The organism is Kitasatospora sp. NPDC127116 (assembly GCF_042677365.1).
GTDB lineage: Bacteria > Actinomycetota > Actinomycetes > Streptomycetales > Streptomycetaceae > Kitasatospora > Kitasatospora lactacystinica.
This window is the reverse complement of record NZ_JBHXTL010000012.1, coordinates 100132-125246: the sequence shown is the minus strand read 5'-3', so window position 1 is coordinate 125246 and position 25115 is coordinate 100132. Positions and strand designations below refer to the sequence as shown.

The following is a 25115-nucleotide window of genomic DNA, read 5'->3' as shown; positions in this document are numbered from 1 at the left end:
CCCCCCACCCTCCCGAAAGCCCCCAACAACACCAACCACCCCCCTTTGCCCACCCCCACCCCGAGGCGCACGCTGGACCCAGGGAGGTGCCGCGCACAATGAGCACCCTTGAGGAACAGATCGACATCGCCGCCCCCGTCCTCGCCGCCTGGGAGCAACTGCACCGGGTGCACGAGTACCCCCGGTTCGTCGACGGCGTCAGCAGCGCCCAGCCGCACGGCCGGAACCTCGCGCACCTCGGGGTGGAGGTCGACGGCGAGCGGCACTCGGTCGATGCCGAGATCACCGACCGCGGCCGGGGCCGGGTGATGGCCTGGCGGACCCTGGGTCAGCTTCCGCTGCGCGGCGCCTTCGCGCTGCTGCCGCTCGATGCCCGGCACACCCGGTTGCAGATCCGGGTGGAGTACGACCCGGAGGCGGTGCGGCGCGAGTTCGGCGGGCCGCGCGGTTTCGCCCAGGCCGGGGCGATCGAGCGGGCGGTGCGCGAGGATCTGGACCATTTCCGGGAGCTGGTCGAGGCGCGGGTGAACGCCGTCGGGGCCGACCCGTAAGCATCGGATAAGCCCAGCTCAGCGCGGGCGGTGAGGCTCTTCACAGCGCACCGTCCGGCAGACCGTTTCGGTTTCAACCTGTGGCAGACTCGGGTGCCATGGACATCGGGCCGGTCACCAGGACGCTCCGCGCGGCGGTCTTCGCCGCGCTGGTCGTGCTGCTCGCCGGGCTCGGCCAGGTCCTGGTCACCGGCCGCACGCTCCCGGTCGGCCCGATGCTGCTGGCCTCGGCCGCCGTCTTCGCGGTGGCCTTCTCGCTGGCCGGCCGCGAGCGCGGCTTCCCGGCGATCGCGGCGGTGTTCCTGCCCCTGGAGCTGGGCGCCGGCGCGCTGTTCGACCTCGCGCAGAGCACGTGTCCCTCGCTGCCGCCCGGCGCCGGGCACGGCCTCCAGCCGCTGCTGTGCGGTGGCGGTTCGCTCGGCGGTTTCCTGCTCGGTCACGGCGTCTCCGCGCGGGCCGGTGTGCTGCTGCTCCTGTTGCTGCACACGGTGATCGCGCTGGCCGGCGCCTACTGGCTGCGCCGTGCGGACGCCGCGCTGTGCTGCCTGGCCGGCGCCGTCCGGATGGTGGGCGAGTTCCTGCACCGCCATCTGCCGGCCGCCGCCCGCTGGCTGCGGCTGCTGGCCGCCCCGCTGCCGGCCCGTCCGCCGGCGCGGGTGCCGTTCCCCCGGGCCAGCCGCGCGCTGGTCCCCGCCGAGGACGTCGTCGTCCGCCCGGCCGTCCGGCGCGGTCCGCCGGTGTTCGCCCTGGCCGTCTGAGCCGCGGGCCTCCCCGCCCGCTCAGTCGGCTGTTCTCTCCCCCCCGCGCAGGCCCCGACCGGCCGCGCCGCCCCGTACGCCCGAGAGCACAGGACGACACCCCATGAGCAACACCCGCAAGACCGCCAAGAAGGCCTCCGCCACGGACCGCATGCGCGTCGCCCGCGCCCAGGCCGAGCGCTCCGAGCGCATCCGCCGCCGGGTGGTGGTCGGCGGCGCCTCGGCCGCCGTCCTCGCCCTCGCGGCGGGTGTGGCCTTCGCCGTCGGCGGCTCCTCCGGCTCCGGTTCGAGCGCCGCGAACGGCCCGCTGGTCGTGCCGGCCAACGCGAGCGGCACCGACGGCACCGTGGTCACCTACGGCAAGGCCGACGCCCCGCACACCCTGGACGTCTACGAGGACTTCCGCTGCCCGTTCTGCGAACAGCTGGAGACCACCACCGGCACGGCGATCCAGCAGCTCGCGGACGACGGCACGTACAAGGTCCAGTACCACCTGGCGACGTTCCTGGACAACAACCTCGGCGGCAAGGGCTCGCGCACCGCGCTGGCCGCGGCCGGCGCCGCGCTGAACGAGGGCGTGGACAAGTTCAAGGCCTTCCACGACGTGCTGTACGCCAACCAGCCGGACGAGCGCAGCGACGCCTTCGGCGACGTCAACCACGTCCTGGACCTGGCCGGCCAGGTGCCCGGCCTGAAGACGGACGCCTTCGTGAAGGCCGTCCAGGACGGCACCTACGCGCCGTGGGCGGCCAATGTCAACGAGGAGTTCAACAAGAGCGACGTCACCGGCACCCCGACCGTCAAGCTGGACGGCAGGAAGCTGGACGTCCTCTCCAACGGCAAGGCCGTCTCCCCCGAGCAGTTCACCGCGATGGTCAAGCAGGTGACCGGATGACGGCCGGCGCGCCCGCCGTGCGGCCCACGTACGGCGCGAGCCGCCCGTTCGCCTGGCTGCTGCTGATCGGCGGCGCCGTCGGCCTGTTCGCCTCGGCGGTCCTCACCCTGGACAAGATCCGGCTGCTGGAGGACCCGTCCTACGTCCCCAACTGCAACATCAACCCGATCATCAGCTGCGGTTCGATCATGCGCAGCGCGCAGGCGGAGGCCTTCGGCTTCCCCAACTCGCTGATCGGGCTGGTCGCCTTCGGGGTGGTCGTCGCGGTCGGTGCCGGGCTGCTCGCGGGGGCGGCGTTCCGGCGCTGGTTCTGGCTCGGCCTGCAGGCCGGGACGGTGTTCGGGGTCGGCTTCGTGACCTGGCTGATGTACCAGGCGCTGTACCGGATCGGTGCGCTCTGCCCGTACTGCATGGTGGTGTGGGCCGCGGTGATCCCGCTGTTCTGGTACACCACGCTGCACAACCTGCGCTCGGGCGTGATCCCGGTGGGCCCGCGGCTGCGGACGGCCGTCCGGGAGGCGGCCCGCTACCACTGGGTCGTCCCGGCCCTCTGGTACGCGGTGATCGCGCTGCTGATCCTCAACCGGTTCTGGTACTACTGGAGCACCCTGATCTGATCCCGTCCGCCGCCCCTTCCCCCGCGGCAGGGGCGGCGGACCGTCTCCCGGTGAGGCCGCCGATGCGCCGCAGGATCGTCCTCTTCGTCTCCCTGTCCGTGGACGGCTACTTCGAGGGCCCGGACCACGACCTCGGCTGGAACCTCGTCGACGACGAGGTGCACACCCACTTCAATCGCGAGCTCGCCCGAATGGGTGGTTTCGTCTCCGGCCGGGTGACGCACGAGCTGATGGCCTCCGTCTGGCCCACCGCCGACCAGGACCCGGCCGCCGACGGTCCGACGGCCGAGTTCGCGGGCATCTGGCGCGCGATGCCGAAGACCGTCTTCTCCCGCACCCTCGACCACGCCGACTGGAACACCACCGTCGTCCACGAGGTCACCCCGGAGTCGGTCGCCGCCCTCACCGCCGGCCCCGGCGGCGACCTCTGCCTCAGCGGCGCGAACCTGGCCGAGTCCTTCCTCGCCCTCGACCTGATCGACGAGTTCCGGCTCTACGTCCACCCCGTCGTGCTCGGCCGCGGCACGCTCTTCTTCCGCCCGACCGACCACCCCACCCCGCTCGCCCTGACCGAGACCCACCGCTTCACCAACGGCGTGACGCTGCTGCGCTACGAGCGCGTCGGCCCGTCGCCCCTGGACGGGTGACGGGCCGGCGCGACGGACGGGCGGGTCAGAAGACGTACGCCTCGACCTCGGCGAGCAGCTCGGCCCGGCGCCGCTCGCTGATGAAGGAGGCGCGGAAGGAGTTGGCGGCCAGCCGGCGCAGGGCCTCCTGGTCGAGGGCGAGGGCCTCGCGCACGGCGCGGAAGTTGTCCTCCACGTAGCCGCCGAAGTACGCCGGGTCGTCGGAGTTGACGGTGACCAGCAGCCCGGCCTCCAGCATCTCGTCCAGCGGGTGGTCGGCGAGGGTGTCGATGCAGCGCAGCCGGACGTTGGAGAGCGGGCAGAGGGTCAGCGGGATCTGCTCGCGCACCAGGCGGGCGACCAGCTCGCCGTCCTCCAGGCAGCGCAGCCCGTGGTCGATCCGCTCGACGCCGAGGACGTCCAGCGCCTCGGTGATGTACGCGGCCGGGCCCTCCTCGCCCGCGTGGGCGACCCTCCGCAGCCCGGCCTCGGCGGCCCGGCGGTACACCTCGCGGAACTTCACCGGCGGGTGGCCGACCTCGGCGGAGTCCAGGCCGATGCCGGTGATCCGGTCGAAGTACGGGCGGGCGGCCTCGAAGGTCTCCAGCGCGGACTCGGCGGACTCGTCCCGCAGGAAGCACATGATCAGCTGGGCGCTGATGCCGTACCGCTCCTCGCCGCGCTCCAGCGCCCGGGTCAGTCCGTCCACCACCGCGCCCAGCGGGACCCCGCGCGCGGTGTGCGCCTGCGGGTCGAAGAAGATCTCCGCGTGGCGGACGCCCTGCTCGGCGGCCCGGGCCAGGTAGGCGTCGGCCAGGTCGGCGAAGTCGTCCTCGGTGCGCAGCACGGCCATCAGCGCGTAGTAGAGGTCCAGGAAGGACTGGAGGTCGCTGAAGGAGTACGCCTCGCGCAGCGCCTCGGTGTCGGCGTACGGCAGCTCTACGCCGTTGCGGGCGGCGAGTTCGAAGGCGAGTTCGGGCTCCAGGGTGCCTTCGATGTGCAGGTGGAGTTCGGCCTTGGGAAGCGGCATGTGCGATCTGTCCGAGCGTCGGCGGGATGGTTTCTGAGGAACGCGGAAGGATTCATCCTACGATCCGTGCCCACCGGCCGGGTGCAGCCGCGACGGTCCCCGGGCACCCTGGAGGAGGGGACTTCCGCCGAGGAGGCACCGAGATGCGGCACGCCGACGACCCGCACATCCGGCCCGCGGGCATCTCCCCGCACGCCCTGGGCAACGACACGCTCCTGCACGAGCTGGAACAGCTCCACCGCACGCGCCACGAGACCTTCCTGTACGGCTCGGAGGAGGCGCTGAAGCGGCACACGCTGCGCACCGGGGAGCTGGAGGCCGAGTTCCTGCACCGCTTCCCCGGCCGGCAGGTCACCGCGGCCCGGACCAGGGCCGGGGCCAGGGCCCGGGAGGCGGCGGCCCGGGTGGAGTCGCTGCCGGAGTGAGCGGAGCGGATCGCCCGCCCGCCGGGACACGCCGGGCGCGCCGAGGCGTGCCCGGAGCCGGGCGGTCAGGGAGGGTGTGAGGGCAGACGCACCGGACCCCGACCCACCTGGGAGCCCCGCATGCCCATCGCCAGCGTCAACCCCGCGACCGGCGAGACCCTCCAGACCTTCGAACCGCTCGACGCGGCCGGCGTCGAGCGGCGGCTGGCCCGCGCCGAGGCCGCCTTCCACGGCTACCGCGGCACCACCTTCGCCGCCCGCGCCGAACTGATGCACCGCGCCGCCGACCTGCTGGACCGGGAGCAGGAGGCGGTCGCCCGCACCATGACCGAGGAGATGGGCAAGCCGCTCGCCGCCTCCCGCGCCGAGGCCGCCAAGTGCGCCAAGGCGATGCGCTGGTACGCGGACAACGCCGAGGCGCTGCTCGCCGACGAGCACCCGGCCCCGGCCGACGTCGCAGACTCCGGCGCCAGCCGCGCCTACGTCCGCTACCGCCCCCTCGGCCCGGTGCTGGCCGTGATGCCGTGGAACTTCCCGCTCTGGCAGGTCGTCCGGTTCGCCGCGCCGGCCCTGATGGCGGGCAACGTCGGCCTGCTCAAGCACGCGTCCAACGTGCCGCGCACCGCGCTGGCGATCGAGGAGCTGTTCCGGCGGGCCGGTTTCCCGGAGGGCTGCTTCCAGACGCTGCTGATCGGCTCGGGCGCGGTCGAGGGCGTGATCCGGGACCGCAGGGTCACCGCCGTCACCCTCACCGGCAGCGAGCCGGCCGGGCGGGCGGTCGCGGCCACCGCGGCGGACGAGGTCAAGAAGGCCGTCCTGGAACTGGGCGGCAGCGACCCGTTCGTGGTGCTGCCGAGCGCCGACCTGGACGCCGCGGTGCGCACCGCCGTCCGGGCCCGGGTGCAGAACAACGGCCAGTCCTGCATCGCCGCCAAGCGCTTCATCGTGCACACCGACGTCTACGAGCGCTTCACCGCCGCCTTCACCGAGGCGATGCGGGCGCTGAAGGTCGGCGACCCGATGGACGAGGACACCGACGTCGGCCCGCTGGCCAGCCGCCAGGGCCGGGACGACCTGGAGGAACTGGTCGAGGACGCCCGCACCCGCGGCGCCCGGGTGGAGTGCGGCGGCGGACGCCCGGAGGGCTGGGACACCGGCTGGTTCTTCGAGCCCACCGTGCTGACCGGCATCACCCCGGCGATGCGGATCCACCAGGAGGAGACCTTCGGCCCGGTCGCCACCGTCCACCGGGTGGCCGACCTGGACGAGGCGGTGGCGGCCGCCAACGACTCGCCGTTCGGGCTCAGCTCCAACGTCTGGACCACCGACGAGGCCGAGCGGGAGCGCTTCGTCCGGGACATCCAGGCCGGCGGGGTGTTCTTCAACGGCATGACGGCCTCCCACCCGGCGCTGCCGTTCGGCGGCGTCAAGCGCTCCGGGTTCGGGCGGGAGCTGTCCGGGCACGGGATCCGGGAGTTCTGCAACGTCACCACGGTGTGGATCGGCTGAGCCGGACCTCCCGGCCCCGTGCCCGTCCCGGCCGGGTCAGGACGCCATGCGGTGCCGGCCCGGCCCGGGGGTCATCCAGCGGGCGATCACGCCGCCCATCGCGATGAGCGTCAGGCCCCAGAAGATCGCCATCGGCACCAGCACCGGCAGCAGGCTCACCTGGACGGCCACCATGCAGAGGCCGATCGAGAGCGCGATCATGAACGTCACCACGGTGGGGCTGAGGCTGAGCAGCCAGTGCCAGACGCGGTGCCCGAAACCCCGGGCCCTGCGGGCTTCGGGCCCCTCGGCGGCGTCGGCCTGGGCTTCGACTTCCTGGTAGGTCAGCAGGTCCATCGGGATCGCCTCCAAGGCTGGACGGCTGGATGGGAGGAACGCCTGACCCGGGAGGGTCAGGAGGCCTTGCGGGGGGCCGAGGACTTCCGGGTGGCGGTCCTCTTCGCCGCCGGGCTCCTCGTGGCGCCCGTCCCGGAGGTCTTCGCGGAGGCTTTCTCGGAGGTCTTCTCGACGGACTTCTCGGCGGACTTCTCGGCGGACTTCGGGCTCGCCTTCGGGGCGGTCTTCCTCGCCGGGGCGCGCTTGCGCGGCGCGGGCTCCTCCCCGGCGCCGGCCTCCCCGGCTCCGGCGCCCTCGGCTCCCCGCCCGCCCTTGGCCTGCTTGAGGCTGCTGCGCAGCGCCTCCATCAGGTCGATCACGTTGTCCGGCGCCTCGCCCGGCTCCTCCTCGTGCGGGACCTCCACGCCCTCCAGCCGCGCGGTGATCACCTGCTGCAGCGCCTGCTGGTAGTCGTCGTGGAGCTGGGCCAGGTCGAAGTCCTCGGAGAGGGTGTCCATCAGCGACCGCGCCATCTTGAGCTCCTGCGGCCGGACGGTGACGTCCCCCTCGGGCGCGATGCCGGCCACCGGGCGGACCTCGTCGGGCCAGATGCAGGTCTGGAGCACCAGGGTGTTGTCGTGCACCCGCAGCACCGCGGGCGACTCCCGGGTGCGCAGCGCGATCTTGGTGACGGCGATCTGCCCGGACTCGGTGAGCGCGTCGCGCAGCAGCGCGTACGGCTTGGCGGCGGCCTTGTCGGCGACGCCCACGTAGTAGGCCTTGGAGAACATCAGCGGATCGATCTCGCCCTCGTCCACGAAGGCCAGCACGTCGATGATCTTCTTGCTGGGCAGCGGAAGGTCGGCGAGGTCCTCGTCGGAGAGCGTGACGGTCCGCCCGTCGGGGGACTCGTAGCCCTTGGCGATCTCCGCGTACGGGACCTCCTTCTCCTCCTGCTCGCAGTACCGCTTCATCCGCACCCGGCCGCCGTCCTTGGCGTGCACCTGGTGCAGCGGGACGTCGTGCTCCTGGGTCGCGGAGTACAGGTGGACGGGGATGCTGACCAGCCCGAAGCTGATCGTCCCCTTCCAGGTGGTCTGCATGGGGTCGCTCCTGACCGGCGCCGGGAACCGGCCGGCGCCGAGCACGCTCGGGATGCTCCTACGGCATGTCCCGAGAGTCCCACTCTGCCCGGATTCGCGCGGATCGTCCACACCGCGCCGACAATGGGCCGAGGAGGTCGATGCGGATGACCGTCCGGAGCCGGCGGGACCGGCAGGACCGGGACCAGGCGCCGCCGCCGGAGCGGTACGGCTACCTGGTGACGTACGCGGTGCGGGGCGAGCCCGGCACACGGCGCGCGGAGGTGACCGTCCTGCCCGGATACTCGCAGGAGGAGGACATCCCCCGGATCCTGGCCGCCCGGCTGACCGGGCGACCGGCGGACGGGGCCGCGATCACCGTCCTCGACGCGCGGCCGATCTGACCGCGCAGGTGCGGGCGATTTGAGCCCCAACAGAGCTTGGCAACCTTTTCGAATACTGACGATGCGTCAGATCTGAGGTTTCCATGCCACCTTTCCACCCACCCTGACCAGGCTTTTTACGTCCGGTAAGCGAACAGTTATCAAAGCATTGTTCCGATACTCGGGCGTAGAAGTTAGGTTGCGACGCAATGCGCGGGCAAGTCCCCCACCCTCCGGCGCGACGAGCCGAGGGTCACACCGCGCTGGAAAGGCACAGGGCACCTTGATGAGTGCGGACACCACCAAGCCCACGACGGCCACCAGGCTCCCCCACCAGCCGAGTCCGACCGGAGAGGGCGGCGACGGCCACCTGAAGGCCGGACTCAAGAACCGCCACCTGTCGATGATCGCCATCGGCGGCGTGATCGGCGCCGGCCTCTTCGTCGGCTCCGGCGCGGGCATCGCGACCACCGGCCCGGGCATCCTGCTCTCGTACGCGCTGGCCGGCGCTCTGGTCGTGCTCGTGATGCGGATGCTCGGCGAGATGGCCGCGGCCGACCCGCAGAGCGGCTCCTTCTCGGCGTACGCGGACCGCGCGCTCGGCCGCTGGGCCGGCTTCTCCATCGGCTGGCTGTACTGGTTCTTCTGGGTCGTGGTGCTCGCGGTCGAGGCGACCGCCGGCGCGAAGATCCTCAACAACTGGGTGCCCGGCGTGCCGCAGTGGGGCTGGGCGCTGATAGTGATGGCGGTGCTGACCGCCACCAACCTCTTCTCGGTCGCCTCCTACGGCGAGTTCGAGTTCTGGTTCGCCGGGATCAAGGTGGTCGCGATCGCCGCGTTCCTGGTGATCGGCACCCTCGCCGCCTTCGGTCTGCTGCCGGGCACCCACGCGGTCGGCGCCAGCAACCTCACCGGTCACGGCGGCTTCCTGCCGCACGGGGTGGGCGCGGTGTTCACCGGCATGCTCACCGTGGTCTTCGCCTTCATGGGCAGCGAGATCGTCACCCTGGCCGCCGGCGAGTCGGAGGACCCGGAGAAGGCGGTCAGCAAGGCCACCAACAGCGTCATCTGGCGCATCGGGATCTTCTACCTGGGCTCGATCCTGCTCGTGGTCACCCTGCTCCCCTGGGACTCCGCCGACGTCAAGTCCAGCCCGTACGTGGCGGTGCTGGACCACATCGGCATCCCGGGCGCCGGCCAGGTGATGGACGTGATCGTGCTGACGGCGGTGCTGTCCTGCCTCAACTCCGGGATGTACACCGCCTCCCGGATGGCCTTCTCGCTCGGCCAGCGCGGGGACGCGCCCAAGGCCTTCGCCACCGTGACCTCGCGCGGCGTGCCGCGGGTGGCCATCCTCTCCTCGGTGGTCTTCGGCTTCGTCGCGGTCTTCTTCAACTACACCTCGCCGGACACCGTGTTCGCCTTCCTGCTCAACTCCTCCGGCGCCGTGGCGCTCTTCGTCTGGCTGGTGATCTGCGCCACCCAGCTGCGGATGCGGAAGATCATCGAGCGCGAGATGCCCGAGCGGCACACCGTCCGGATGTGGCTGTACCCGTACCTGACCTGGACGGCCATGGGCATGATCGGGTTCGTCATGGCGTACATGTTCACCGACGCCGACGGGCGCAAGCAGATGTACCTGTCGCTGGTCGCCGCAGCCATCGTGCTGGCGGCCTCGGCCGTGGTGGGCCGACGGCGGCGGGCCGCGGTGGCGGCGGGCTCCTGACCCGTCCGCCCCGCGCGGGAACGCCGGGCCCGGGAGCCGTTGAGAAGGCTCCCGGGCCCGGCGCCGTTCCCGGCCCGCCACCCGCCCCTCTCGTTTGACCAAGGCACGTCAACGGGGATACCAGGGCATGACGCTCCCCCACGAGCGCTCCCCCGCCCCCTCCGGGAGACCCCGTGCCGCCCTTGCCCACTCCCGCACCGCCCCCACCGCCCCCGGCCCCGCCACCCCCGCCGCCCCGTACGGAACCCGAGTCCGCCCGCCTGCGCTTCGGCCGCCGGCTGCGCCACTGGCGCGAGGCCCGCGGCCTCAGCCAGGCCGAGTTCGGCCGGCTGCTCGGCTACCACGACTCGCTGATCAGCCGGGTGGAGAACGCCCGCCGCTGGCCGCCGCCGGGGATGCCCGCCCGGGCCGACGAACTCCTGCTCGCCGGCGGCGAGCTGGCCGAACTCTGGCAGACCGTACGGCAGGAGCGCGAACGCCTCGGCGAACGCGCCGCCGCCCGGACACCGCCCGCCGCCCGCGCCGCACCACCGGACGCCGCCACCGTCGAGGTGCTCGCCCACCTGCTCGCCGCCTACCGCGCCGCCGCGGGCCGGATCGGCGGCGAGGAGCTGGCCGCCGTCCTGGAGCACCACGCCCACACCCTGCTCGGCGGGCGGCACCCCGGCCCCCGCGAGGCCCCCGGCGCCGACCGCTCGCTCGCCGCCCAGTACGCCGAGCTCGCCGGCTGGGCCCACTTCGAGGGCGACCGCCCCGCCCGCGCGCTCGGCTGGTACGCCACCGGGCTGGAGTGGGCCCGCGCGACCGGCGACCGGGCCACCGCGGCCTCCCTGCTCGTCCGCCAGAGCGCCCTGTACTGGTGGCTCGGCGACCCGGCCACCGCACTCGCCCTGGCCGAGGCCGCCCGGACCACAGCCCCTCCCCTGCCGGGGCTGTGGGCCTGGGCCGCCCTCGTCCAGGCCCACGCCCACGCACTGGCCGGCCGGGCGGCGCAGGCCGACCGGACGCTGGCCGACGCCCGGCGGCTGACCGACGCCGCACTGCTCACCGGCGTGCCGACGCCCTGGACGGCGCGCGCCGAGCTGGTCCTGGCCGTCGCCCACGGCACCTGCCACCGGGACCTCGCCCTCCGCACCGGCCGCACCGCCCACGCCCGCACCGCGGCGGCCCGGCTGGAGGCGGCCCTGCGGCTCCTCGACCGGGCCGCCCACCCGCGCGACCACGCCCTGGTCACCGCCCGCCTCGCCGGCGCCCACGCCCTCGCCGGTCACGCCGATGCCGCCCTCGCCCTGCTCGCCCGGCTGCCTCCGACCACCACCGGACGCATCGCCCGCGAGCAGCGGCGGGCCGGGGAATGGCTGCGCCGGTGAACGCCCGCGCCGAGCCCCCCGGCCCGGACGCGACGGCCGCTGCCGGGGCACGGCGGCGACCGCCCGGGCACGGCGGCGCCCGGTCCGCCACGGAACAGCAGGACCGGCCACCACCTGCGGGAGTGGTGGCCGGCCCTGCCGCACCGGTCGGACCGGGCCCGGCGGGTGGGCTCAGAGGCCGGCCGCCGCCGCGGCGATGTCGGCCGCGTACGTGCTCACCTGGCTGTAGACGCCCGGGTAGCCCGCGCGGGCGCAGCCGTTGCCCCAGCTGACGATGCCGACCTGGACCCAGCGGCCCGCCGCGTCCTTGCGGACCATCGGGCCGCCGGAGTCACCCTGGCAGGTGTCGACGCCGCCCTGGGCGACGTAGCCCGCGCAGAGCGAGCCGGCGGTGTTCAGGCCCGGATAGGCGCGGGCGCAGGTGGCGTCGTCGACGAACGGCACGGTGGCCTTGAGCAGGTACCGCTGCTGGCCGCCGCCCTCGCGCGCGGCACCCCACCCCATGATGGTGAAGGTGCCCGTGTCGTAGGCGGTGGAGGTGGCGATCGGCAGGGTGCTGACCAGGCTGCTGTTCACCGGCGAGGCCAGCTTGATCAGCGCCCAGTCGTCGCCGTTCTCGGCGCCGGTGAAGGAGGGCGACTGGTACACGTACGAGGAGCGGACCTTGATCGCACTGCCGCTGTTCAGGTCGACCGCTCCGGCGGTGACGGTGATGCTGCTGTCGGCACCGGTGCCGTCGACGCAGTGGGCGGCGGTGAGCACGATCTGCGAGGTGTACAGCGCGCCGCCGCAGCCCATCGAGAGCCGCACCATGAACGGGAACTCGCCCTGCGTCGCCCGCGTGCCGCCGACCACGCTCGGCGACGGCGCGGGCGAGGCGGCGGCGGGCAGCACGAGCATGCCGGCGCCGAGCACCAGGCCGGCCAGCAGGCCGACCACTCTGCCGAATTGACGCTTCATCAGATCCTCCTTGCAGGTGGGGGAAGACCGAGAGTGGCCCGGCGGGCGGCGCGGCAGGAGGGGGCGGTCCTTGCCGGTCAGAACTGGCAGGAACACGGCAATGCGTGGTTCCGGGTGCGGAAGCCCTAAGGTGATCGCCCATGCGAGATCTTGCGGCGGGGATGAAGTACCTGGTCGAGGGCCAGAAGTGGGTGGGCCGGCACGGCCGCTGGTGGGGCTTCGGCATGCTGCCGGCCCTGCTCGCGCTGGTCGGCTACGTCGTCGCGCTCGCCTTCCTCGGCGCCTGGTCCCGGGACCTCGCGGACTGGGCCACCCCGTTCGCCGACCACTGGGGCGCTCCCTGGCGGGGCCTGCTGCGCGACGCGCTCGCGGCGGTCGTCTTCGGCGGCGGCCTGCTGTTCTCCCTGCTCACCTTCACCGCCGTCACCCTGCTGGTCGGACAGCCCTTCTACGAGGCGCTCTGCGCCGCGGTCGACGAGACCGAGGGCGGCGCGCCCACCCCGCCGGACACCGCGCTCTGGCGGGAGCTGCTGATCGCGGTGCGCGACAGCGTGTACGTGCTGGTGCGGGTGGCCGCGTTCGGCGTGGCGCTGTTCGCCTGCGGATTCATCCCGCTGGTCGGGCAGACGGTGGTCCCCGCGCTCGGCTTCCTGGTGTCCGGCTTCTTCCTGACCGTCGAGCTGACGGCCGTCGCCCTGCAGCGGCGCCGGGTGCCACAGCCGGAGCGGATCCGACTGCTGCGCGCCCGGCTCGGGCTGGCACTGGGCTTCGGCACGCCGCTGGTGCTGGCCTTCCTGGTGCCGCTGGTCACCGTGCTCGCCATGCCGGGGGCCGTCGCCGGGGCCACCCTGCTGGCCCGCGACCTCGTCCCGACCGCACCGGAGGAGGAGAAGGAGGAGCAGCAGCCGGGCCCGGCCCCCGACTTCCCCACCGCCACCGCGCGGCCCGTGCCGGGCAACCCGTACGCGACCCCCTGAGGCCGTCACCGGCCGGTCACGCTGCGCCGACCTCGCCCCCGCCCGCGTGTGAGCCCGCCCACAGGGGGATCGCCATCCACGATCCCCGATAGTGGACGGGCCCCCTCGAACGCCCCGCCCGGCGCCGCCGAGGCACCCGGGCCGGACCGCCCACGGCCCCGCCCCGCCTGAAGAACACAGGCCACCACGGCTGCCGCCCCTGCGATCCGTCGCCGCCGACCCGGCCTCCACTTCAGGGTGCGCAATTCGGACAAATACCACCAAAGCCATCGCCGAAGCCCGCCGCGGCCACCCCGCAACCACGATGCCGCGTAGTAGCGAACGCCTTTGCCACCCGTCCTCGGCCCTGCCAAGAATGGCCCGTCGCCAGGCAGCGCAGCCGACCACCTCCGCCGCCGCACGGCCCGCCCGCCCCCGCCGCTACCGCCGGGGCGCCACGGCCGCCCAGGGCGGCCGCACGAGCCCCGCCCGCCCGGAGCCCGTGCGACGCCCCGCCCCCGGTGCCACCGGCACGGCCCCCGACGGAGAAGGACCGCCCGCCCCATGCAGCTCAGCCATGCCCGCCGCAACTCCCTGATCACCGGTGTCGCCACCCTCGTGGTCGCGAGCGCCGCCGCCGCCGCCCTCGCCATCCCGCAGGCCGGGAACGCGACCGGGGCCGCCCCCGTGGCCGCCGTCTCGGTGGACAGCGAGCCGGTCGCCGACCAGGGCCGGGCCGACGCCGCCGCCACTGCCGCCGCCGCCGAACAGGCCGCCCAGGAGGCCCAGGCCAAGGCCGCGGCGGACGCCGCCGCCCAGGCCGAGGCGCAGGCCCAGGCGGACGCCAAGGCCAAGGCCGACGCCGACGCCGCCGCCTCCCGCTCCCAGGAGCGCCAGAACCTCACCAGCGCCCCGGCCGCCTACTCCGGCACCCCGCAGCAGATCGCCGCGCAGATCGTCCCCGCCGGCCAGCTCCAGTGCTTCAGCAACATCGTGTTCCGCGAGAGCAGCTGGAACCCGCTCGCGGTCAACGCCTCCTCCGGCGCCTACGGCCTGGTCCAGGCCCTGCCCGGCTCCAAGATGGCCTCCGCGGGCGCCGACTGGCGCACCAACCCGGCCACCCAGATCAAGTGGGGCCTGAACTACATGAACACCCGCTACGGCAGCCCCTGCGCCGCCTGGTCGTTCTGGCAGGCCCACCACTGGTACTAGGCCGAACCCGGCATCAGCCCCAGCCACCGGTCCGGCTCCCCGGGGCCCGTGACGCACCCGCGTCGCGGGCCCCGGCGCACGTTCCCGCAGGCCGGGAGCCCGGTACGGGCGTGGACACGTCCGGAAGGCGGCGTGAAGATATGGCGCGCACTCGTACGATTTGCCACTGATTGATCGGAATTACGGACCGTCAGACCTTTGCCACGGTCCGCAGGCCCTCTTACGCTCCGGCGTCATGCCCTCACCCCTGATCAGCGTCGTGCTCCCCGCCTACGACCAGCACGAACAGCTCGCCGACTGCCTGGACTCGCTGCTCGCACAGTCCCTGGCCGACGTCGAGGTGATCGTCGTCGCCGACCGGTCCCCCGGGACGGCCGGCGGGCTCGCCGACGCGTACGCGGCCCGGCACCCGCGGGTGTCGGCTCTGCACCTGACCGCGGCGGTCGGGGTCGGGGCCGCCCGGAACGCGGGCGCGGCACGGGCGAGCGGCGAGTACCTGCTGTTCCTGGACGCCGACCACCTGCTGCCCCGGGACGCGCTCCGGACGCTCGCCGACCGGCTCCGGCAGACCGGCCCGGTGGACGTGCTGCTGTTCGGCCACTCCCGCCGGCACCAGGACCGGGACTGGCCCGGCGGGGCCGAGGCCCTGCTCGCCGAGGCCGGCCCCGAACCGTTCGCCCCCTTCGACCGGCCCGCCCTGTTCGGCGCGCCGCCGCTGATCTGGGACCGGCTGATCCGCCGCGGCCACTGGGCCGAACTGGGCCTGGCCTTCCCGCCCGGCCGCTACGAGGAGGTCCCGGTCGCGCACGCCGCGCTGCTCGGCGCCCGGAAGGCCGCCGTGCTGGCACGCGAGTGCGTGCAGCTGCGCCGCCGGGAGACCGTCCACCCGGCGGGCGGCCCGGGCAGCAGCGTCTTCGACCTGTTCGAGCAGTACGAGCGCAGCTTCGCCCTGCTGGAGGAGCAGCCGCACCTGTACGCGGTGCGCGACGCGCTGTTCGTCCGGATGATCCGGCACTACCTGTTCGTCTTCGACCTGGCCGGCTGCGTCACCCGTGCCGAGCGGCCGCAGTTCTTCCACCGCGCCGCCGAGCACCACCGCCGCTTCCAGCCGCCCGGCCACCGCCGGCCGGGCGGCCGCGAGGGGATCAAGTTCTCGCTGCTGGCGGGCGGCGCCTACCCGGCCTTCGAGGTGGCCAAGCTCTCCCACATCGCGCGGGGCACGCTCACCGGGCGGAAATGACCCCGCTCAGACCTGCGCCACGCCGCCCCCGGCGGCCATCGCGGCGGCGATCCGGCGGGCCCGCTCGGCCCGGACCCCGACGGGCATCGGCGGCAGCACGTCCATCCACAGCGGCAGGGTCGAGCCGCGCAGCTGCGCCATCCCCTCGGGCCGGGCGAGCAGCCACAGGTGCAGGTGCGCGGAACCGTCGCCCCAGCGGTTCACATGGACCCGGCCGATGCCGCCGAGCGACCGTACGGCCCGCTCCACCCTCTGGAGCATCGGGCCCAGCCCCGCGGAGAGTTCGGCCGGCAGGTCCAGCAGGTCGTGGTGGGCGCGCGGCCACAGGAGCAGCGTGGCGGGCAGTCCGTCCGGCTCCTCGGTGGTGCCGAGCCGCCAGTGCTCGTCCGTCCACAGGAAGTCGGCGTCCGGCCGGGCGCAGTCCGGGCAGCTCTCCGGGCCGTCCTCGCCGTTCCGGGGCGGTTCGGGCAGCTCCGGCGCCCGGAGTTCCCGGACGGTCAGCTCGCCCTCGTACGGGAAGATCTCCCAGGAGGGCGCGCCGTCCGCCGGGAAGGGCAGCGGCTCGCCGATCGGGAGGCGGGCGAGGTAGGCGTCGGGGCCGGCCGGGTCCGCGGCCGCGGATTCTTCGATCATGACCGCCGAGCGTGCCACAGGACACCCTGTCGGCGGTACCCCCGTCGTGCCCGGTACCGGTGCGGCGGTACGGCTGCGATCATCGGCGGAGCCGTACTCCTGGGAGGTCCCTGGTGAGCCGTCCGTCCGCCGACCCCGGGGCCGAGCTGGCCCGCGCGCTGTCCGCCGTGCTGCGCGGCGAGGTCCGCTTCGGCGCCGCCGAACGCACCGTCTACAGTCAGGACGCCTCCAACTACCGGCAGTTGCCGCTCGGCGTGGTCAAACCCGCCGACCTCGACGACGTGCGCACCGCGCTGGCGCTCTGCCGCGGGCACCGGGTGCCGGTGGTGGCGCGCGGGGCCGGGACCAGCATCGGCGGGCAGGCGATCGGCCCGGGGGCGGTGGTGCTGGACTTCCGCCGCCACCTCGGCGCGGTGCTGGAGCTCGACCCGCGGGCCCGCACCGCGCGCGTCCAGCCCGGCACCGTGCTGGACGACCTCCAGCGCGCCGCCCGGCCCCACGGGCTGCGCTTCGGCCCCGACCCGTCCACGCACAGCCGCTGCACCCTCGGCGGCATGATCGGCAACGACTCCTGCGGCTCGCACTCGCTGGCCTGGGGCCGCACCGCCGACAACGTCGAGCGGCTGGAGCTGCTGCTCGCGGACGGCACCGAGCTGACCGTCGGCGGGCGGCTCACCGCCGCGGAGCGCGCCGCGCTCGCCGCACGGCCCGGACGGGTCGGCGAACTCCACACCGAGCTGCAGGAGTTCACCGACCGCAACCTCGCCGTCATCCGGCAGGGCATGCCGCAACTGCCCCGCCGCACCTCCGGCTACCCGCTGGACGCGCTGCTGCCCGAGCACGGCCACGACCTGGCCCGGGCGCTCACCGGCACCGAGGGCACCTGCGCACTGCTGCTCGGCGCCACCGTCCGCCTGGTCGAGGACCCGCCCGCGCGGGCCCTGGTGGTGGCCGGCTACCCCGACGAGGGCGCCGCCGCCGACGCCGTCCCGGCACTGCTCCCGTACGGTCCGCTGACCGCCGAGGGCATGGCGGCCGACCTGATCGCCGCGCTGCTCGCCGCCGGCCCGCGTCCGCCCGCACTGGACCGGCTGCCCGCCGGCGAGTGCTGGCTGTTCCTGGAGACCGGCGGCGACACCCCGTTGGCCGCCTACCAGGCCGCCCGCAGGCTGGGCGACGCGGTGCGCCGCGAGCGCTCGGCCTCCGTCGCCCTGGTCACCGACCCGGTCGAGCAGCGCCAGTTGTGGGCCGTCCGGGAGGCCGGCGCGGGAATCGTCACCCGGCTGCCCGGGGGCGGCGAGGCCTGGCCCGGCTGGGAGGACTCCGCCGTCCCGCCCGAGCGGCTCGGCGACTACCTGCGGGACCTGCGCGCCCTGCTGCGGCGGCACAGCCTGCGCGGCGTCCCGTACGGGCACTTCGGCGACGGCTGCGTGCACCTGCGGATCGACTTCCCGCTGGACGAACCCCAAGGGGTGCTGGTCTTCCGGGAGTTCCTGGAGCAGGCGGCCGATCTGGCGGTCTCGTACGGCGGTTCGCTCTCCGGCGAGCACGGCGACGGCCAGGCCCGGGCCGAGCTGCTGCCACGCATGTACCCACCCGAAGTCATCGGCCTCTTCGGCGAGTTCAAGCGGATCTGGGACCCGGAGAACCTGCTCAACCCGGGCGCCCTGGTCGATCCCCGCCCGCTCGACACCGACCTGCGCTTCGTCACCGCCCCGCGCCGCACGCTGCCGCTGGCCCTCCCGTACGAACAGGACGGCGGCAGCCTGGTCAGGGCGGTGCACCGCTGCGTGGGCGTCGCCAAGTGCGTGGCCCCGGGCAGCGGGGTGATGTGCCCGAGCTACCTGGCCACCGGCGAGGAGCGGCACTCCACCCGGGGGCGGGCCCGGCTGCTCGCCGAGATGCTGCGCGGGGACGCCGTCCCGGACGGCTGGCGTTCGGAGGAGGTCCGGGAGGCGCTGGACCTCTGCCTGAGCTGCAAGGGCTGCGCGAGCGACTGCCCGGTCCACGTCGACATGGCGACCTACAAGTCCGAGTTCCTGTACCAGCACTACCGGCACCGGCCGCGGCCGCTCGCGCACTACTCGATGGGCTGGCTGCCGCTCTGGCTGCGGGCCGTCGCGCTCGCCCCCGGGGCGGCCAACACGATCGCCCGCTCCCGGGCCGGCGGGCTGATCAAGCGGCTCGGCGGGATCGACCCGCGCCGGGTGCTGCCCGTCCTCCCGCCGGAGACCTTCACCGCCTGGTACCGGCGGCACCGCGCCGCCCACCCGGCCCCGGCGGGCGCCCGGCCGGTGCTGCTGTGGCCGGACACCTTCTCCGACCACCTCCAGCCGAACGTGCCGCGCTCGGCCGTCGAGGTGCTGGAGCACCTGGGCTTCGACGTCCGGCTGCCCGCTGGACCGGTCTGCTGCGGCCTCACCTGGTACTCCACCGGCCAACTCGGAACCGCCCGCCGGGTGTTGCGGCGCAGCCTGCGGGCGCTGACGGGATCCGGGATCCAGGCCGACACCCCCGTGGTCGGCCTGGACCCCAGCTGCACCGCGACGCTGCGCGAGGACCTGCCCCGGCTGCTCGGCGCACAGGGCCGCCCGCTCGCCGACCGCACCCGCACCTTCGCCGAGTTCCTCGACGAGTACGCCCCGGACGCCCCGCTCCCCCGGATCCCGCTGGACGCCCTCACCCAGACGCACTGCCACCAGCACGCGGTGCTCGGCAGCGCCGCCGACCGCCGGGTGGAGGCCCGGCTCGGCCTGAACAACCGGGTGCTGGACTCCGGCTGCTGCGGCCTGGCGGGCGACTTCGGCTTCGCGCGGGGCCACTTCGAGGTGTCCGAGGCCATCGCGGAGCGGGTGCTGCTGCCCGAGGTGCGGGCCGCCGGGCCGCGGACGGTGGTCCTCGCGGACGGCTTCAGCTGCCGCACCCAGATCGCCCAACTCGCCGACGGGCGGCAGGCCCTGCACCTGGCGGAGCTGATCGCCCGGGAGCTGCGGTCCGCGAGGTGACGAGGGCGTGTCCGACACGCCCTACCGGGTGCCCTGCGGCTCCTTGCCGGATGCGTGCGCCGCGAGGAAGGCCCCGGCGTGCGCCGCGGCCTCCTCCCGGGTCCGGTGGCCGACGGCGGCCCCGCCGGTCGTGCCGTCGGCGCCGGTGCCCGTCCAGCGCCAGCCCCCGGCGGCCGCGTCCTCGATCAACTCGACCGTTCCGCCGAACAGTCGAAGCGATCCCGGGCGCGCCACCGGACGGCTGACGGCCTCCGGCCACTTCTTCCGGGCACCCTGCCGGGTGATGCCCCAGGCGGCGCCGAGCTGTTCGTACCCGGCGCCGTAGGAGCCCGCGGTGGCGGCCGCGCCCGCGGTGAGCCGCTTGACCTCGGCGTCCACCAGCTTCCAGGCGGACAGCACCGAGAGGGCGGCCTCGACCGGCTCGGCGTCCCACATCCGCTCCGCGGGCAGGCCGGTCGCGCGGGCGCGCACGGCGGCGGCAAGGGGGCCGAGGGCGTCGAGAAGGGCCTTGGCCAGCTCGGCCTGTTCCTCATGGGTGATCTCCGCGATCGTCATGCCGACAACCCTAGTTACCAAATCCAGCTCTGACAACCAAAGTTACCGGCGGAGCCGGTCGAGGGGGCTCGAACCCCGCCGCTCGGGCGCGAACGGAGTGCCCGAGGAGACCCCGCGCCGGCCCACCACCAGGGCCTCCCCCAGGAAGCCCACGCCGATCGACAGCTGGACCGGCCTGGCATCAGGGGCCAGGCCGAAGTGCCCGGCGAGCGCGGCGAAACAGGCCACCACCGCGAGCGAGAGCGCCGCGACCAGGAAGGTCCGCCCGGTGTAGCGCTGCCACAGCACGCCCTCCCGCTCGTAGACCTGGATGGTGGCGCCGCGCACCGCCCCCAGCGCGAGGCCGAGCGCGGCACCCGCCGCGATCCAGCCGCAGTCGGCCGCACCGAGGCCGTGCCGCTGGGCGAGCGCCCAAGCGCCGAGGCCGGTGAGGATCACCGGCGCCGCGAAGAGGTCCCGGGCGTTGAGCGGCTCGCCGCGCAGCCGCCTGATCACCACCACCACGACCACGGCGGCGACCAGCCCCACGTACACCCAGTTGTCCATTCCCACTCCCCCGAAGTTTTGTAGCTCGACCGTGCTAAATCAGCAATTTAGCTCGCCCGTGCTATAACGGCAACATGCCGAAGATCGTCGACCCCGCCGAGCGCCGCCAGGCCGTCGCCGACGCCGTCCTGCGCGTCGCGGCCCGGGAAGGGCTGGAGCACGCCTCCCTGCGCAACGTCGCCGAGGAGGCCGGACTGGCCGTCGGCTCGGTACGGCACTACTTCGCCGGCGGCTCGGAGCTGATGATCTTCGCGATGGGCGAGCTGGCCCACCGGATCGAGGCCCGCGTCCGGACCCACGCCGCCGTCCTGCTCGACCCGGCCACCGCCGGCACCGACCGGCGCGAACGGACCGTCCGGCTGCTCGCCGAGACCCTCCCGCTGGACGCCGGACGCCGGGAGGAGTCCGCGCTCTGGCTCTCCTTCGTCACCGCCGCCCGGACCCGGCCCGACCTGCGGCCCCGCGCCGCCGAGATGCAGGCCGGACTCGACGACCTGGTCCGCCGCGTCCTCACCGAGTCCGAGCGCTCCGGCGGCCTGGCCCCCGGCCTCGACCTCGGCGTCGAGACCCGCCGGCTCTCCGCCCTGCTGGACGGCCTCACCCTCCAGGCCGTCCAGCACCCCGACCTGGTCGGCCCGGACGAGCTGCGCGCGGTGCTGCGCCGCCACCTCGACACCCTGGCCGCTCCGGCCTCCTGACACCGCGCCAACACCCCCGGCACAATGGCGCGATGACCCTCACCACCGCCGAGGCGGACAGGATTCTGGCCGACCACTTCGCGCCCTGGGTGCGGGACCTGGGCCTGTCGACCGTCGAGGCCGGCGAGCAGCACGCCGTCCTGCGGCTGCCCTGGTCCGACCGGCTCGCCCGCGAGGGCGGCGCGCTGTCCGGCCAGGTACTGATGGCCGCCGCCGACACGGCCTGCGTGATCGCGCTGTGCGCGGCCCGCGGCGGATTCGGCCCGATGACCACCGTCCAGCAGTCCACCACCTTCCAGCGCGCGGTCCTCGCCCGGGACGTGCTGGTGCACGCCCGGATCACCAGGCTCGGCCGCCGGCTCGCCTTCCTCGACATCACCCTCCTCCCCGAGGGCACCGAGGGAACCAGGGGCACCGAGGGAACCAGGGGCACCGAGGGAACCAGGGGCACCGAGGACCCCGCCGCCCACGCCACCGCCGTCTACGCCCTGGGCTGACCGACCGGCACCCGGCTTCCGCGCCCGGATGTCACACCGGCCCGCCCCACGGTGTCCTGATGTCACCAGGTCCTCGGACAGAGTGGAGCGGAAATCATGAGCAAGGTCTGGTTCGTCACCGGTTCGTCCCGCGGCCTCGGCCGCGCCTTCGTCGAGGCGGCCCTGTCCCGCGGCGACCGGGTGGCCGCGACCGCCCGGGACACCGGCCGGCTCGCCGAACTGGCCGCCGCCCACGGGGACGCGGTGCTCCCGCTCCCGCTGGACGTCACCGACCGGGCGGCCGTGCACCGCGCCGTCCTCCGGGCCCACCAGCACTTCGGCCGGCTCGACGTCGTCGTCAACAACGCCGGCTACGGCCTGTCCGGAGCCGTCGAGGAACTCTCCGAGCGGCAGCTGCGCGACCAGCTGGACACCAATCTGTTCGGCCCGCTGCGGGTCGTCCAAGCCGTGCTGCCGCTGCTGCGCGCCCAGGGCTCCGGGCACATCGTCCAGATCTCCTCGGTCGCCGGCGTCGCCGCGTTCCCGCTCGGCGGCGGGTACTGCGCCTCCAAGTGGGCCCTGGAGGGCCTGAGCGAGGCGCTCGCCCAGGAGGTCGCCGGGTTCGGCGTCAAGGTGACCGTCGTCGAGCCCGGCAGCTACGCCACCGACGCGGTCGCCTCCGCCGTGCACGCCGAGGCCGACCCCCGGTACGACGGGCTGCGCGCCGCCTCCGCCGGTCGGGCCGCGGCGCTCGACGTCGGCGACCCGGCCGCGGCCGGCCGGGCCCTGCTGCGGCTCGTCGACGCCGATCAGCCGCCGCTGCGGGTGTTCTTCGGCACCGGGGGCCACCCCATGGTGCGGCAGGCCTACGCCGACCGGCTCACCACCTGGGACGCATGGGCCCGGCTCTCGGCGGAGGCGCACGGCCCCACCGCCCCGGCCGTCTGACCGGCACGACGGCGGCCCCGCCCCTCACCGGCGTTCACGGGGGCGGGCCCCGCCGCCCGCGGGCGCTCGGCGGCGTCAGCCCTGGGCGGCCCCCGCGGGCTCCTGCTCCGCGCAGACCGCCGAGACGAACTCGGCGACCCGCGCCCGCGGCAGACCGCGCGCGATGTCCGCCTCGCTGATCATGCCGACCAGCTTGTGCTCGGGGTGGTTGATCACCGGCAGCCGGCGCACCTGGTACTGCTCCATCACCCGCAGCACCTGTTCGCAGTCCTCGTCCGCCTCCACCGTCATCGGGCGCCCCTGCGCCAGCTCGCCCGCCGTCACGGACGCCGGGTCACGGCCCTCGGCGACGCAGCGCAGCACGATGTCGCGGTCGGTCACGATCCCCAGCAGCTTGTCGCCCGGCCCGCAGATGGGCAGGGCGCCCACATGGCGTTCCCGCATGATCCGGGCGGCGGCCGCGAGCGTCTCGTGCTCGCGGATGCACTCGGCGCCCGGGTGCATGATGTCGCTGGCTATGGTCATGGTCCGCCTCCTGGCCTGGCTTCCCTTCCCCCGTCCATCGTGGTCCGGGCCGGTGGCCGACGCCACCGGGACCGGCGCGCTCAGCCGCCCCCGGCCGGGCCCGTACGACCGCCCTGCTCGACCCCGTCGCCCTGCCCGACCCGGCCGTCCGGCGACTCCGGACCGACCAGCGGCGACTTCTCCAACACCTCCTCCAGGGGCGGGGGTTCGTGCCTGGGCTGTTCCGGTTCGAGCTCCTCCTCCGACACCTCGCCGCTCTCCACCGCCTCCTCCACGGCCTTCGCCCCGGCCGCGACCGCGGCAGCCGTCAGCAGGTTCCGCTGCTGGACCTCCGTCGCGCTGTCCAGGAAGCGCAGCAGCTCCACCGGGAAGGGCAGCACCAGCGTCGAGTTCTTCTCCGCGGCCACCTCCACCACGGTCTGCAACAGCCGCAGTTGGAGCGCGGCCGGGGTCTTGCTCATCACCGCCGCGGCGTCCGACAGCCGCTCCGAGGCCTGGTACTCGCCGTCCGCCGTGATGATCCGGGCCCGCCGCTCCCGCTCGGCCTCCGCCTGCCGGGCGATCGAGCGCTTCATCGACTCCGGCAGCGCGACGTCCTTGATCTCCACCCGGTCGATCTCGATGCCCCAGCCCAGGGCCGGACTGTCGATCATCAACTCCAGCCCCTGGTTGATCGGTTCCCGGTTGGCCAGCAGGTCGTCCAGCTCGCTCTTGCCGATGATCGAGCGCAGCGAGGTCTGCGCGACCTGGGAGATCGCGAAGTTGTAGTCCTGCACGTTGACGGTGGCCTTCACCGGGTCCTCCACCCGGAAGTAGACCACCGCGTCCACCCGCACGGTCACGTTGTCCCGGGTGATGCCCTCCTGCGCCGGGATCGGCATCGTCACGATCTGCACGTTCACCCTGCGCAGCCGGTCCGCGATCGGCATCAGCGCCACCAGCCCGGGATCGCGCACCTCGTCGCGCACCTTCCCGAAGCGGAACACCACGCCCTTCTGGAACTGCTGGACGACCCTGATGCTCAGGCCCGCCCAGATCACACCCAGTCCGGCGAGCCCTCCGAGGACACCCAGCACCGCATCGACGATCATCGCGGCCTCCTCGCGGCCTGCGCGCGCACCGGCGCGCCCGGCCGCCGCCGGCCATGACCGGCCGGGGACCGCCGGGAGCAACTGATTCCACGCTACGCCTGCCCGGTCCGCGCCGGAACGAACGTCCCGGAGCCTCTAGGATCCTGGCCATGCCGACCGTGGCCGCGTCCTCCTCGCCCGCCGACGACCCCGCCGACGACCCCGCCAACGACCCCGACGACCCCCGCCATCCCGCCGAGGCGGCCGTCCGGGCCGGCGGACTCGCCGAGCTGGACCGCGTCGTCACCGGCTGCCGGGCCTGCCCGCGCCTGGTCCGGTGGCGCGAGGAGACCGCCCGGACCAAGCGCCGCGCCTACCGGGACTGGGACTACTGGGCCCGCCCCGTCCCGGGCTTCGGGCCGCCGGACGCCCCGCTCGTCCTGGTCGGCCTCGCCCCCGCCGCCCACGGCGCCAACCGCACCGGCCGGATCTTCACCGGCGACCCCTCCGGCGACCTGCTCTACGCCGCCCTCTACGAACTCGGGCTCGCCAACCGCCCCGAGTCCGTCCGCCACGGCGACGGCCTGGAACTGTCCGGCGTCCGGATCACCGACCCGGTCCGCTGCGCCCCGCCGGACAACAAGCCCAGCACGGCCGAACGCGACACCTGCCGGCCCTGGATCACCCGGGAGCTGGAGCTGATGCGCCCCACCGTGCGCACCGTGGTCGCCCTCGGCGGCTTCGCCTGGCAGGCGATGCTGCCGGTGATCGCGGACGCCGGCTGGCGGGTCCCCCGCCCCCGCCCGGCCTTCGGCCACGCCGCCCTGGCCGTCTTCCCGGCCCGCGACGGCGGCCCGGACCTGCGGATGTACGGCTGCTACCACGTGAGCCCGCGCAACACGAACACCGGCCGGCTGACCACCGCGATGCTCCGGGACCTGCTGCGCGAGGCGGCCCGCTCGGCGGGGCTCGACCCCCGGTAGCCCGCCCCCGCCGGCGGCCTC

At 74.4% G+C, this 25115-nt stretch carries 27 protein-coding genes; 18 read left to right on the top strand and 9 right to left on the bottom strand.

Features of this window, described 5'->3' with window-relative positions; all coding sequences use genetic code 11:
* The first annotated feature begins 98 nt into the window (after positions 1–98).
* The 5 genes from ACFVHV_RS08180 (at position 99) to ACFVHV_RS08160 (ending at position 3468) form a co-directional block, all read left to right on the top strand.
* Positions 99–551 carry an SRPBCC family protein gene (locus ACFVHV_RS08180; protein WP_380349760.1) on the top strand — a complete coding sequence of 151 codons (453 nt, stop codon included), beginning with the start codon at positions 99–101 and terminating at the stop codon, positions 549–551.
* A 98-nt stretch (positions 552–649) separates the two neighbouring features.
* The gene (locus ACFVHV_RS08175) at positions 650–1309 is read left to right on the top strand and encodes a hypothetical protein (protein ID WP_380349757.1); all 660 of its coding nucleotides are present in this window, start codon (positions 650–652) and stop codon (positions 1307–1309) included.
* Positions 1310–1412: 103 nt separating this feature from the next.
* Positions 1413–2204 carry a DsbA family protein gene (locus ACFVHV_RS08170; protein ID WP_380349754.1) on the top strand — a complete coding sequence of 264 codons (792 nt, stop codon included), beginning with the start codon at positions 1413–1415 and terminating at the stop codon, positions 2202–2204.
* A complete protein-coding gene (locus ACFVHV_RS08165; RefSeq protein WP_359909128.1) occupies positions 2201–2821 on the top strand; it encodes a vitamin K epoxide reductase family protein in 621 nt (206 codons plus the stop codon). Before ACFVHV_RS08170 ends, ACFVHV_RS08165 begins: the two co-directional genes overlap by 4 nt.
* 62 nt (positions 2822–2883) lie before the next feature.
* Entirely contained in the window at positions 2884–3468 is a 585-nt protein-coding gene (locus ACFVHV_RS08160; RefSeq protein WP_359909125.1) for a dihydrofolate reductase family protein, read from the top strand.
* A 25-nt stretch (positions 3469–3493) separates the two neighbouring features.
* Here the strand turns inward: ACFVHV_RS08160 and ACFVHV_RS08155 are convergent, their stop codons facing one another.
* The gene (locus tag ACFVHV_RS08155; protein ID WP_359909122.1) at positions 3494–4477 is read right to left on the bottom strand and encodes an adenosine deaminase; all 984 of its coding nucleotides are present in this window, start codon (positions 4475–4477) and stop codon (positions 3494–3496) included.
* A 143-nt stretch (positions 4478–4620) separates the two neighbouring features.
* Between ACFVHV_RS08155 and ACFVHV_RS08150 the strand changes: the two genes are divergently transcribed.
* Entirely contained in the window at positions 4621–4902 is a 282-nt protein-coding gene (locus ACFVHV_RS08150; protein ID WP_359909119.1) for a DUF6158 family protein, read from the top strand.
* Positions 4903–5022: 120 nt separating this feature from the next.
* On the top strand, positions 5023–6411 hold the full coding sequence (locus tag ACFVHV_RS08145) for an NADP-dependent succinic semialdehyde dehydrogenase (protein WP_359909116.1): 1389 nt from the start codon (positions 5023–5025) through the stop codon (positions 6409–6411).
* Positions 6412–6447: 36 nt separating this feature from the next.
* Here the strand turns inward: ACFVHV_RS08145 and ACFVHV_RS08140 are convergent, their stop codons facing one another.
* Together ACFVHV_RS08140 and ACFVHV_RS08135 are read right to left on the bottom strand one after the other, a co-directional pair.
* Entirely contained in the window at positions 6448–6747 is a 300-nt protein-coding gene (locus ACFVHV_RS08140; protein ID WP_359909114.1) for a hypothetical protein, read from the bottom strand.
* A 56-nt stretch (positions 6748–6803) separates the two neighbouring features.
* Positions 6804–7829 carry a Ku protein gene (locus ACFVHV_RS08135; RefSeq protein ID WP_380349748.1) on the bottom strand — a complete coding sequence of 342 codons (1026 nt, stop codon included), beginning with the start codon at positions 7827–7829 and terminating at the stop codon, positions 6804–6806.
* A gap of 146 nt (positions 7830–7975) precedes the next feature.
* Here ACFVHV_RS08135 and ACFVHV_RS08130 point away from each other — a divergent pair, with 146 nt between their 5' ends.
* From ACFVHV_RS08130 to ACFVHV_RS08120, 3 genes are all read left to right on the top strand, one after another.
* Positions 7976–8212: a hypothetical protein gene (locus ACFVHV_RS08130; RefSeq protein WP_359909108.1), complete on the top strand. Its 237-nt coding sequence runs from the start codon at positions 7976–7978 to the stop codon at positions 8210–8212.
* Between the two features lie 265 nt (positions 8213–8477).
* Positions 8478–9917 carry an amino acid permease gene (locus tag ACFVHV_RS08125; protein ID WP_359909105.1) on the top strand — a complete coding sequence of 480 codons (1440 nt, stop codon included), beginning with the start codon at positions 8478–8480 and terminating at the stop codon, positions 9915–9917.
* 182 nt (positions 9918–10099) lie between these two features.
* A complete protein-coding gene (locus ACFVHV_RS08120) occupies positions 10100–11287 on the top strand; it encodes a helix-turn-helix domain-containing protein (RefSeq protein WP_380349744.1) in 1188 nt (395 codons plus the stop codon).
* 171 nt (positions 11288–11458) lie between these two features.
* Here the strand turns inward: ACFVHV_RS08120 and ACFVHV_RS08115 are convergent, their stop codons facing one another.
* Entirely contained in the window at positions 11459–12247 is a 789-nt protein-coding gene (locus tag ACFVHV_RS08115) for a serine protease (protein ID WP_359909099.1), read from the bottom strand.
* Between the two features lie 140 nt (positions 12248–12387).
* Here ACFVHV_RS08115 and ACFVHV_RS08110 point away from each other — a divergent pair, with 140 nt between their 5' ends.
* The 3 genes from ACFVHV_RS08110 (at position 12388) to ACFVHV_RS08100 (ending at position 15655) form a co-directional block, all read left to right on the top strand.
* The gene (locus ACFVHV_RS08110) at positions 12388–13224 is read left to right on the top strand and encodes an EI24 domain-containing protein (protein WP_380349741.1); all 837 of its coding nucleotides are present in this window, start codon (positions 12388–12390) and stop codon (positions 13222–13224) included.
* Between the two features lie 543 nt (positions 13225–13767).
* On the top strand, positions 13768–14415 hold the full coding sequence (locus ACFVHV_RS08105) for a transglycosylase SLT domain-containing protein (RefSeq protein WP_380349738.1): 648 nt from the start codon (positions 13768–13770) through the stop codon (positions 14413–14415).
* Between the two features lie 235 nt (positions 14416–14650).
* Positions 14651–15655, top strand: coding sequence for a glycosyltransferase family A protein (locus ACFVHV_RS08100; protein ID WP_359909090.1), 1005 nt, complete (start codon positions 14651–14653; stop codon positions 15653–15655).
* Positions 15656–15661: 6 nt separating this feature from the next.
* On the opposite strand, the gene ACFVHV_RS08095 is transcribed toward ACFVHV_RS08100, so the two are convergent.
* Positions 15662–16288 (bottom strand): hypothetical protein, encoded by a 627-nt coding sequence (locus ACFVHV_RS08095; RefSeq protein WP_380349734.1) that lies wholly within the window; start codon positions 16286–16288, stop codon positions 15662–15664.
* Positions 16289–16401: 113 nt separating this feature from the next.
* Between ACFVHV_RS08095 and ACFVHV_RS08090 the strand changes: the two genes are divergently transcribed.
* The gene (locus tag ACFVHV_RS08090; protein ID WP_380349731.1) at positions 16402–19293 is read left to right on the top strand and encodes an FAD-binding and (Fe-S)-binding domain-containing protein; all 2892 of its coding nucleotides are present in this window, start codon (positions 16402–16404) and stop codon (positions 19291–19293) included.
* Positions 19294–19314: 21 nt separating this feature from the next.
* Here ACFVHV_RS08090 and ACFVHV_RS08085 read toward each other — a convergent pair whose 3' ends face one another.
* The gene (locus tag ACFVHV_RS08085; RefSeq protein WP_380349728.1) at positions 19315–19848 is read right to left on the bottom strand and encodes a hypothetical protein; all 534 of its coding nucleotides are present in this window, start codon (positions 19846–19848) and stop codon (positions 19315–19317) included.
* A gap of 42 nt (positions 19849–19890) precedes the next feature.
* A complete protein-coding gene (locus tag ACFVHV_RS08080; protein WP_380349725.1) occupies positions 19891–20394 on the bottom strand; it encodes a DUF1453 domain-containing protein in 504 nt (167 codons plus the stop codon).
* Between the two features lie 74 nt (positions 20395–20468).
* Here ACFVHV_RS08080 and ACFVHV_RS08075 point away from each other — a divergent pair, with 74 nt between their 5' ends.
* The 3 genes from ACFVHV_RS08075 (at position 20469) to ACFVHV_RS08065 (ending at position 22516) form a co-directional block, all read left to right on the top strand.
* Positions 20469–21092 carry a TetR/AcrR family transcriptional regulator gene (locus tag ACFVHV_RS08075; protein ID WP_380349723.1) on the top strand — a complete coding sequence of 208 codons (624 nt, stop codon included), beginning with the start codon at positions 20469–20471 and terminating at the stop codon, positions 21090–21092.
* 32 nt (positions 21093–21124) lie between these two features.
* Positions 21125–21589 (top strand): PaaI family thioesterase, encoded by a 465-nt coding sequence (locus ACFVHV_RS08070; protein WP_380349720.1) that lies wholly within the window; start codon positions 21125–21127, stop codon positions 21587–21589.
* 96 nt (positions 21590–21685) lie between these two features.
* On the top strand, positions 21686–22516 hold the full coding sequence (locus ACFVHV_RS08065; RefSeq protein WP_359909069.1) for an SDR family NAD(P)-dependent oxidoreductase: 831 nt from the start codon (positions 21686–21688) through the stop codon (positions 22514–22516).
* Between the two features lie 75 nt (positions 22517–22591).
* On the opposite strand, the gene ACFVHV_RS08060 is transcribed toward ACFVHV_RS08065, so the two are convergent.
* Positions 22592–23041, bottom strand: a complete 450-nt coding sequence (locus tag ACFVHV_RS08060; RefSeq protein ID WP_359909066.1) for a CBS domain-containing protein — start codon at positions 23039–23041, stop codon at positions 22592–22594.
* Between the two features lie 80 nt (positions 23042–23121).
* Complete coding sequence (locus tag ACFVHV_RS08055) at positions 23122–24129, bottom strand: slipin family protein (protein WP_380349773.1); 1008 nt, start codon at positions 24127–24129, stop codon at positions 23122–23124.
* Between the two features lie 152 nt (positions 24130–24281).
* Here ACFVHV_RS08055 and ACFVHV_RS08050 point away from each other — a divergent pair, with 152 nt between their 5' ends.
* Complete coding sequence (locus ACFVHV_RS08050; protein WP_380349716.1) at positions 24282–25094, top strand: uracil-DNA glycosylase; 813 nt, start codon at positions 24282–24284, stop codon at positions 25092–25094.
* Positions 25095–25115 lie beyond the last annotated feature (21 nt).

Coding starts and splice junctions, on each gene's coding strand:
- ACFVHV_RS08075 (WP_380349723.1), top strand. CDS start 20,469: ATGCCGAAGATCGTCGACCCCGCCGAGCGCCGCCAGGCCGTCGCCGAC.
- ACFVHV_RS08160 (WP_359909125.1), top strand. CDS start 2,884: ATGCGCCGCAGGATCGTCCTCTTCGTCTCCCTGTCCGTGGACGGCTAC.
- ACFVHV_RS08105 (WP_380349738.1), top strand. CDS start 13,768: ATGCAGCTCAGCCATGCCCGCCGCAACTCCCTGATCACCGGTGTCGCC.
- ACFVHV_RS08110 (WP_380349741.1), top strand. CDS start 12,388: ATGCGAGATCTTGCGGCGGGGATGAAGTACCTGGTCGAGGGCCAGAAG.
- ACFVHV_RS08095 (WP_380349734.1), bottom strand. CDS start 16,288: ATGATCGAAGAATCCGCGGCCGCGGACCCGGCCGGCCCCGACGCCTAC.
- ACFVHV_RS08140 (WP_359909114.1), bottom strand. CDS start 6,747: ATGGACCTGCTGACCTACCAGGAAGTCGAAGCCCAGGCCGACGCCGCC.
- ACFVHV_RS08170 (WP_380349754.1), top strand. CDS start 1,413: ATGAGCAACACCCGCAAGACCGCCAAGAAGGCCTCCGCCACGGACCGC.
- ACFVHV_RS08145 (WP_359909116.1), top strand. CDS start 5,023: ATGCCCATCGCCAGCGTCAACCCCGCGACCGGCGAGACCCTCCAGACC.
- ACFVHV_RS08050 (WP_380349716.1), top strand. CDS start 24,282: ATGCCGACCGTGGCCGCGTCCTCCTCGCCCGCCGACGACCCCGCCGAC.
- ACFVHV_RS08180 (WP_380349760.1), top strand. CDS start 99: ATGAGCACCCTTGAGGAACAGATCGACATCGCCGCCCCCGTCCTCGCC.
- ACFVHV_RS08060 (WP_359909066.1), bottom strand. CDS start 23,041: ATGACCATAGCCAGCGACATCATGCACCCGGGCGCCGAGTGCATCCGC.
- ACFVHV_RS08100 (WP_359909090.1), top strand. CDS start 14,651: ATGCCCTCACCCCTGATCAGCGTCGTGCTCCCCGCCTACGACCAGCAC.
- ACFVHV_RS08085 (WP_380349728.1), bottom strand. CDS start 19,848: ATGACGATCGCGGAGATCACCCATGAGGAACAGGCCGAGCTGGCCAAG.
- ACFVHV_RS08155 (WP_359909122.1), bottom strand. CDS start 4,477: ATGCCGCTTCCCAAGGCCGAACTCCACCTGCACATCGAAGGCACCCTG.
- ACFVHV_RS08130 (WP_359909108.1), top strand. CDS start 7,976: ATGACCGTCCGGAGCCGGCGGGACCGGCAGGACCGGGACCAGGCGCCG.
- ACFVHV_RS08175 (WP_380349757.1), top strand. CDS start 650: ATGGACATCGGGCCGGTCACCAGGACGCTCCGCGCGGCGGTCTTCGCC.
- ACFVHV_RS08135 (WP_380349748.1), bottom strand. CDS start 7,829: ATGCAGACCACCTGGAAGGGGACGATCAGCTTCGGGCTGGTCAGCATC.
- ACFVHV_RS08150 (WP_359909119.1), top strand. CDS start 4,621: ATGCGGCACGCCGACGACCCGCACATCCGGCCCGCGGGCATCTCCCCG.
- ACFVHV_RS08080 (WP_380349725.1), bottom strand. CDS start 20,394: ATGGACAACTGGGTGTACGTGGGGCTGGTCGCCGCCGTGGTCGTGGTG.
- ACFVHV_RS08070 (WP_380349720.1), top strand. CDS start 21,125: ATGACCCTCACCACCGCCGAGGCGGACAGGATTCTGGCCGACCACTTC.
- ACFVHV_RS08065 (WP_359909069.1), top strand. CDS start 21,686: ATGAGCAAGGTCTGGTTCGTCACCGGTTCGTCCCGCGGCCTCGGCCGC.
- ACFVHV_RS08165 (WP_359909128.1), top strand. CDS start 2,201: ATGACGGCCGGCGCGCCCGCCGTGCGGCCCACGTACGGCGCGAGCCGC.
- ACFVHV_RS08115 (WP_359909099.1), bottom strand. CDS start 12,247: ATGAAGCGTCAATTCGGCAGAGTGGTCGGCCTGCTGGCCGGCCTGGTG.
- ACFVHV_RS08125 (WP_359909105.1), top strand. CDS start 8,478: ATGAGTGCGGACACCACCAAGCCCACGACGGCCACCAGGCTCCCCCAC.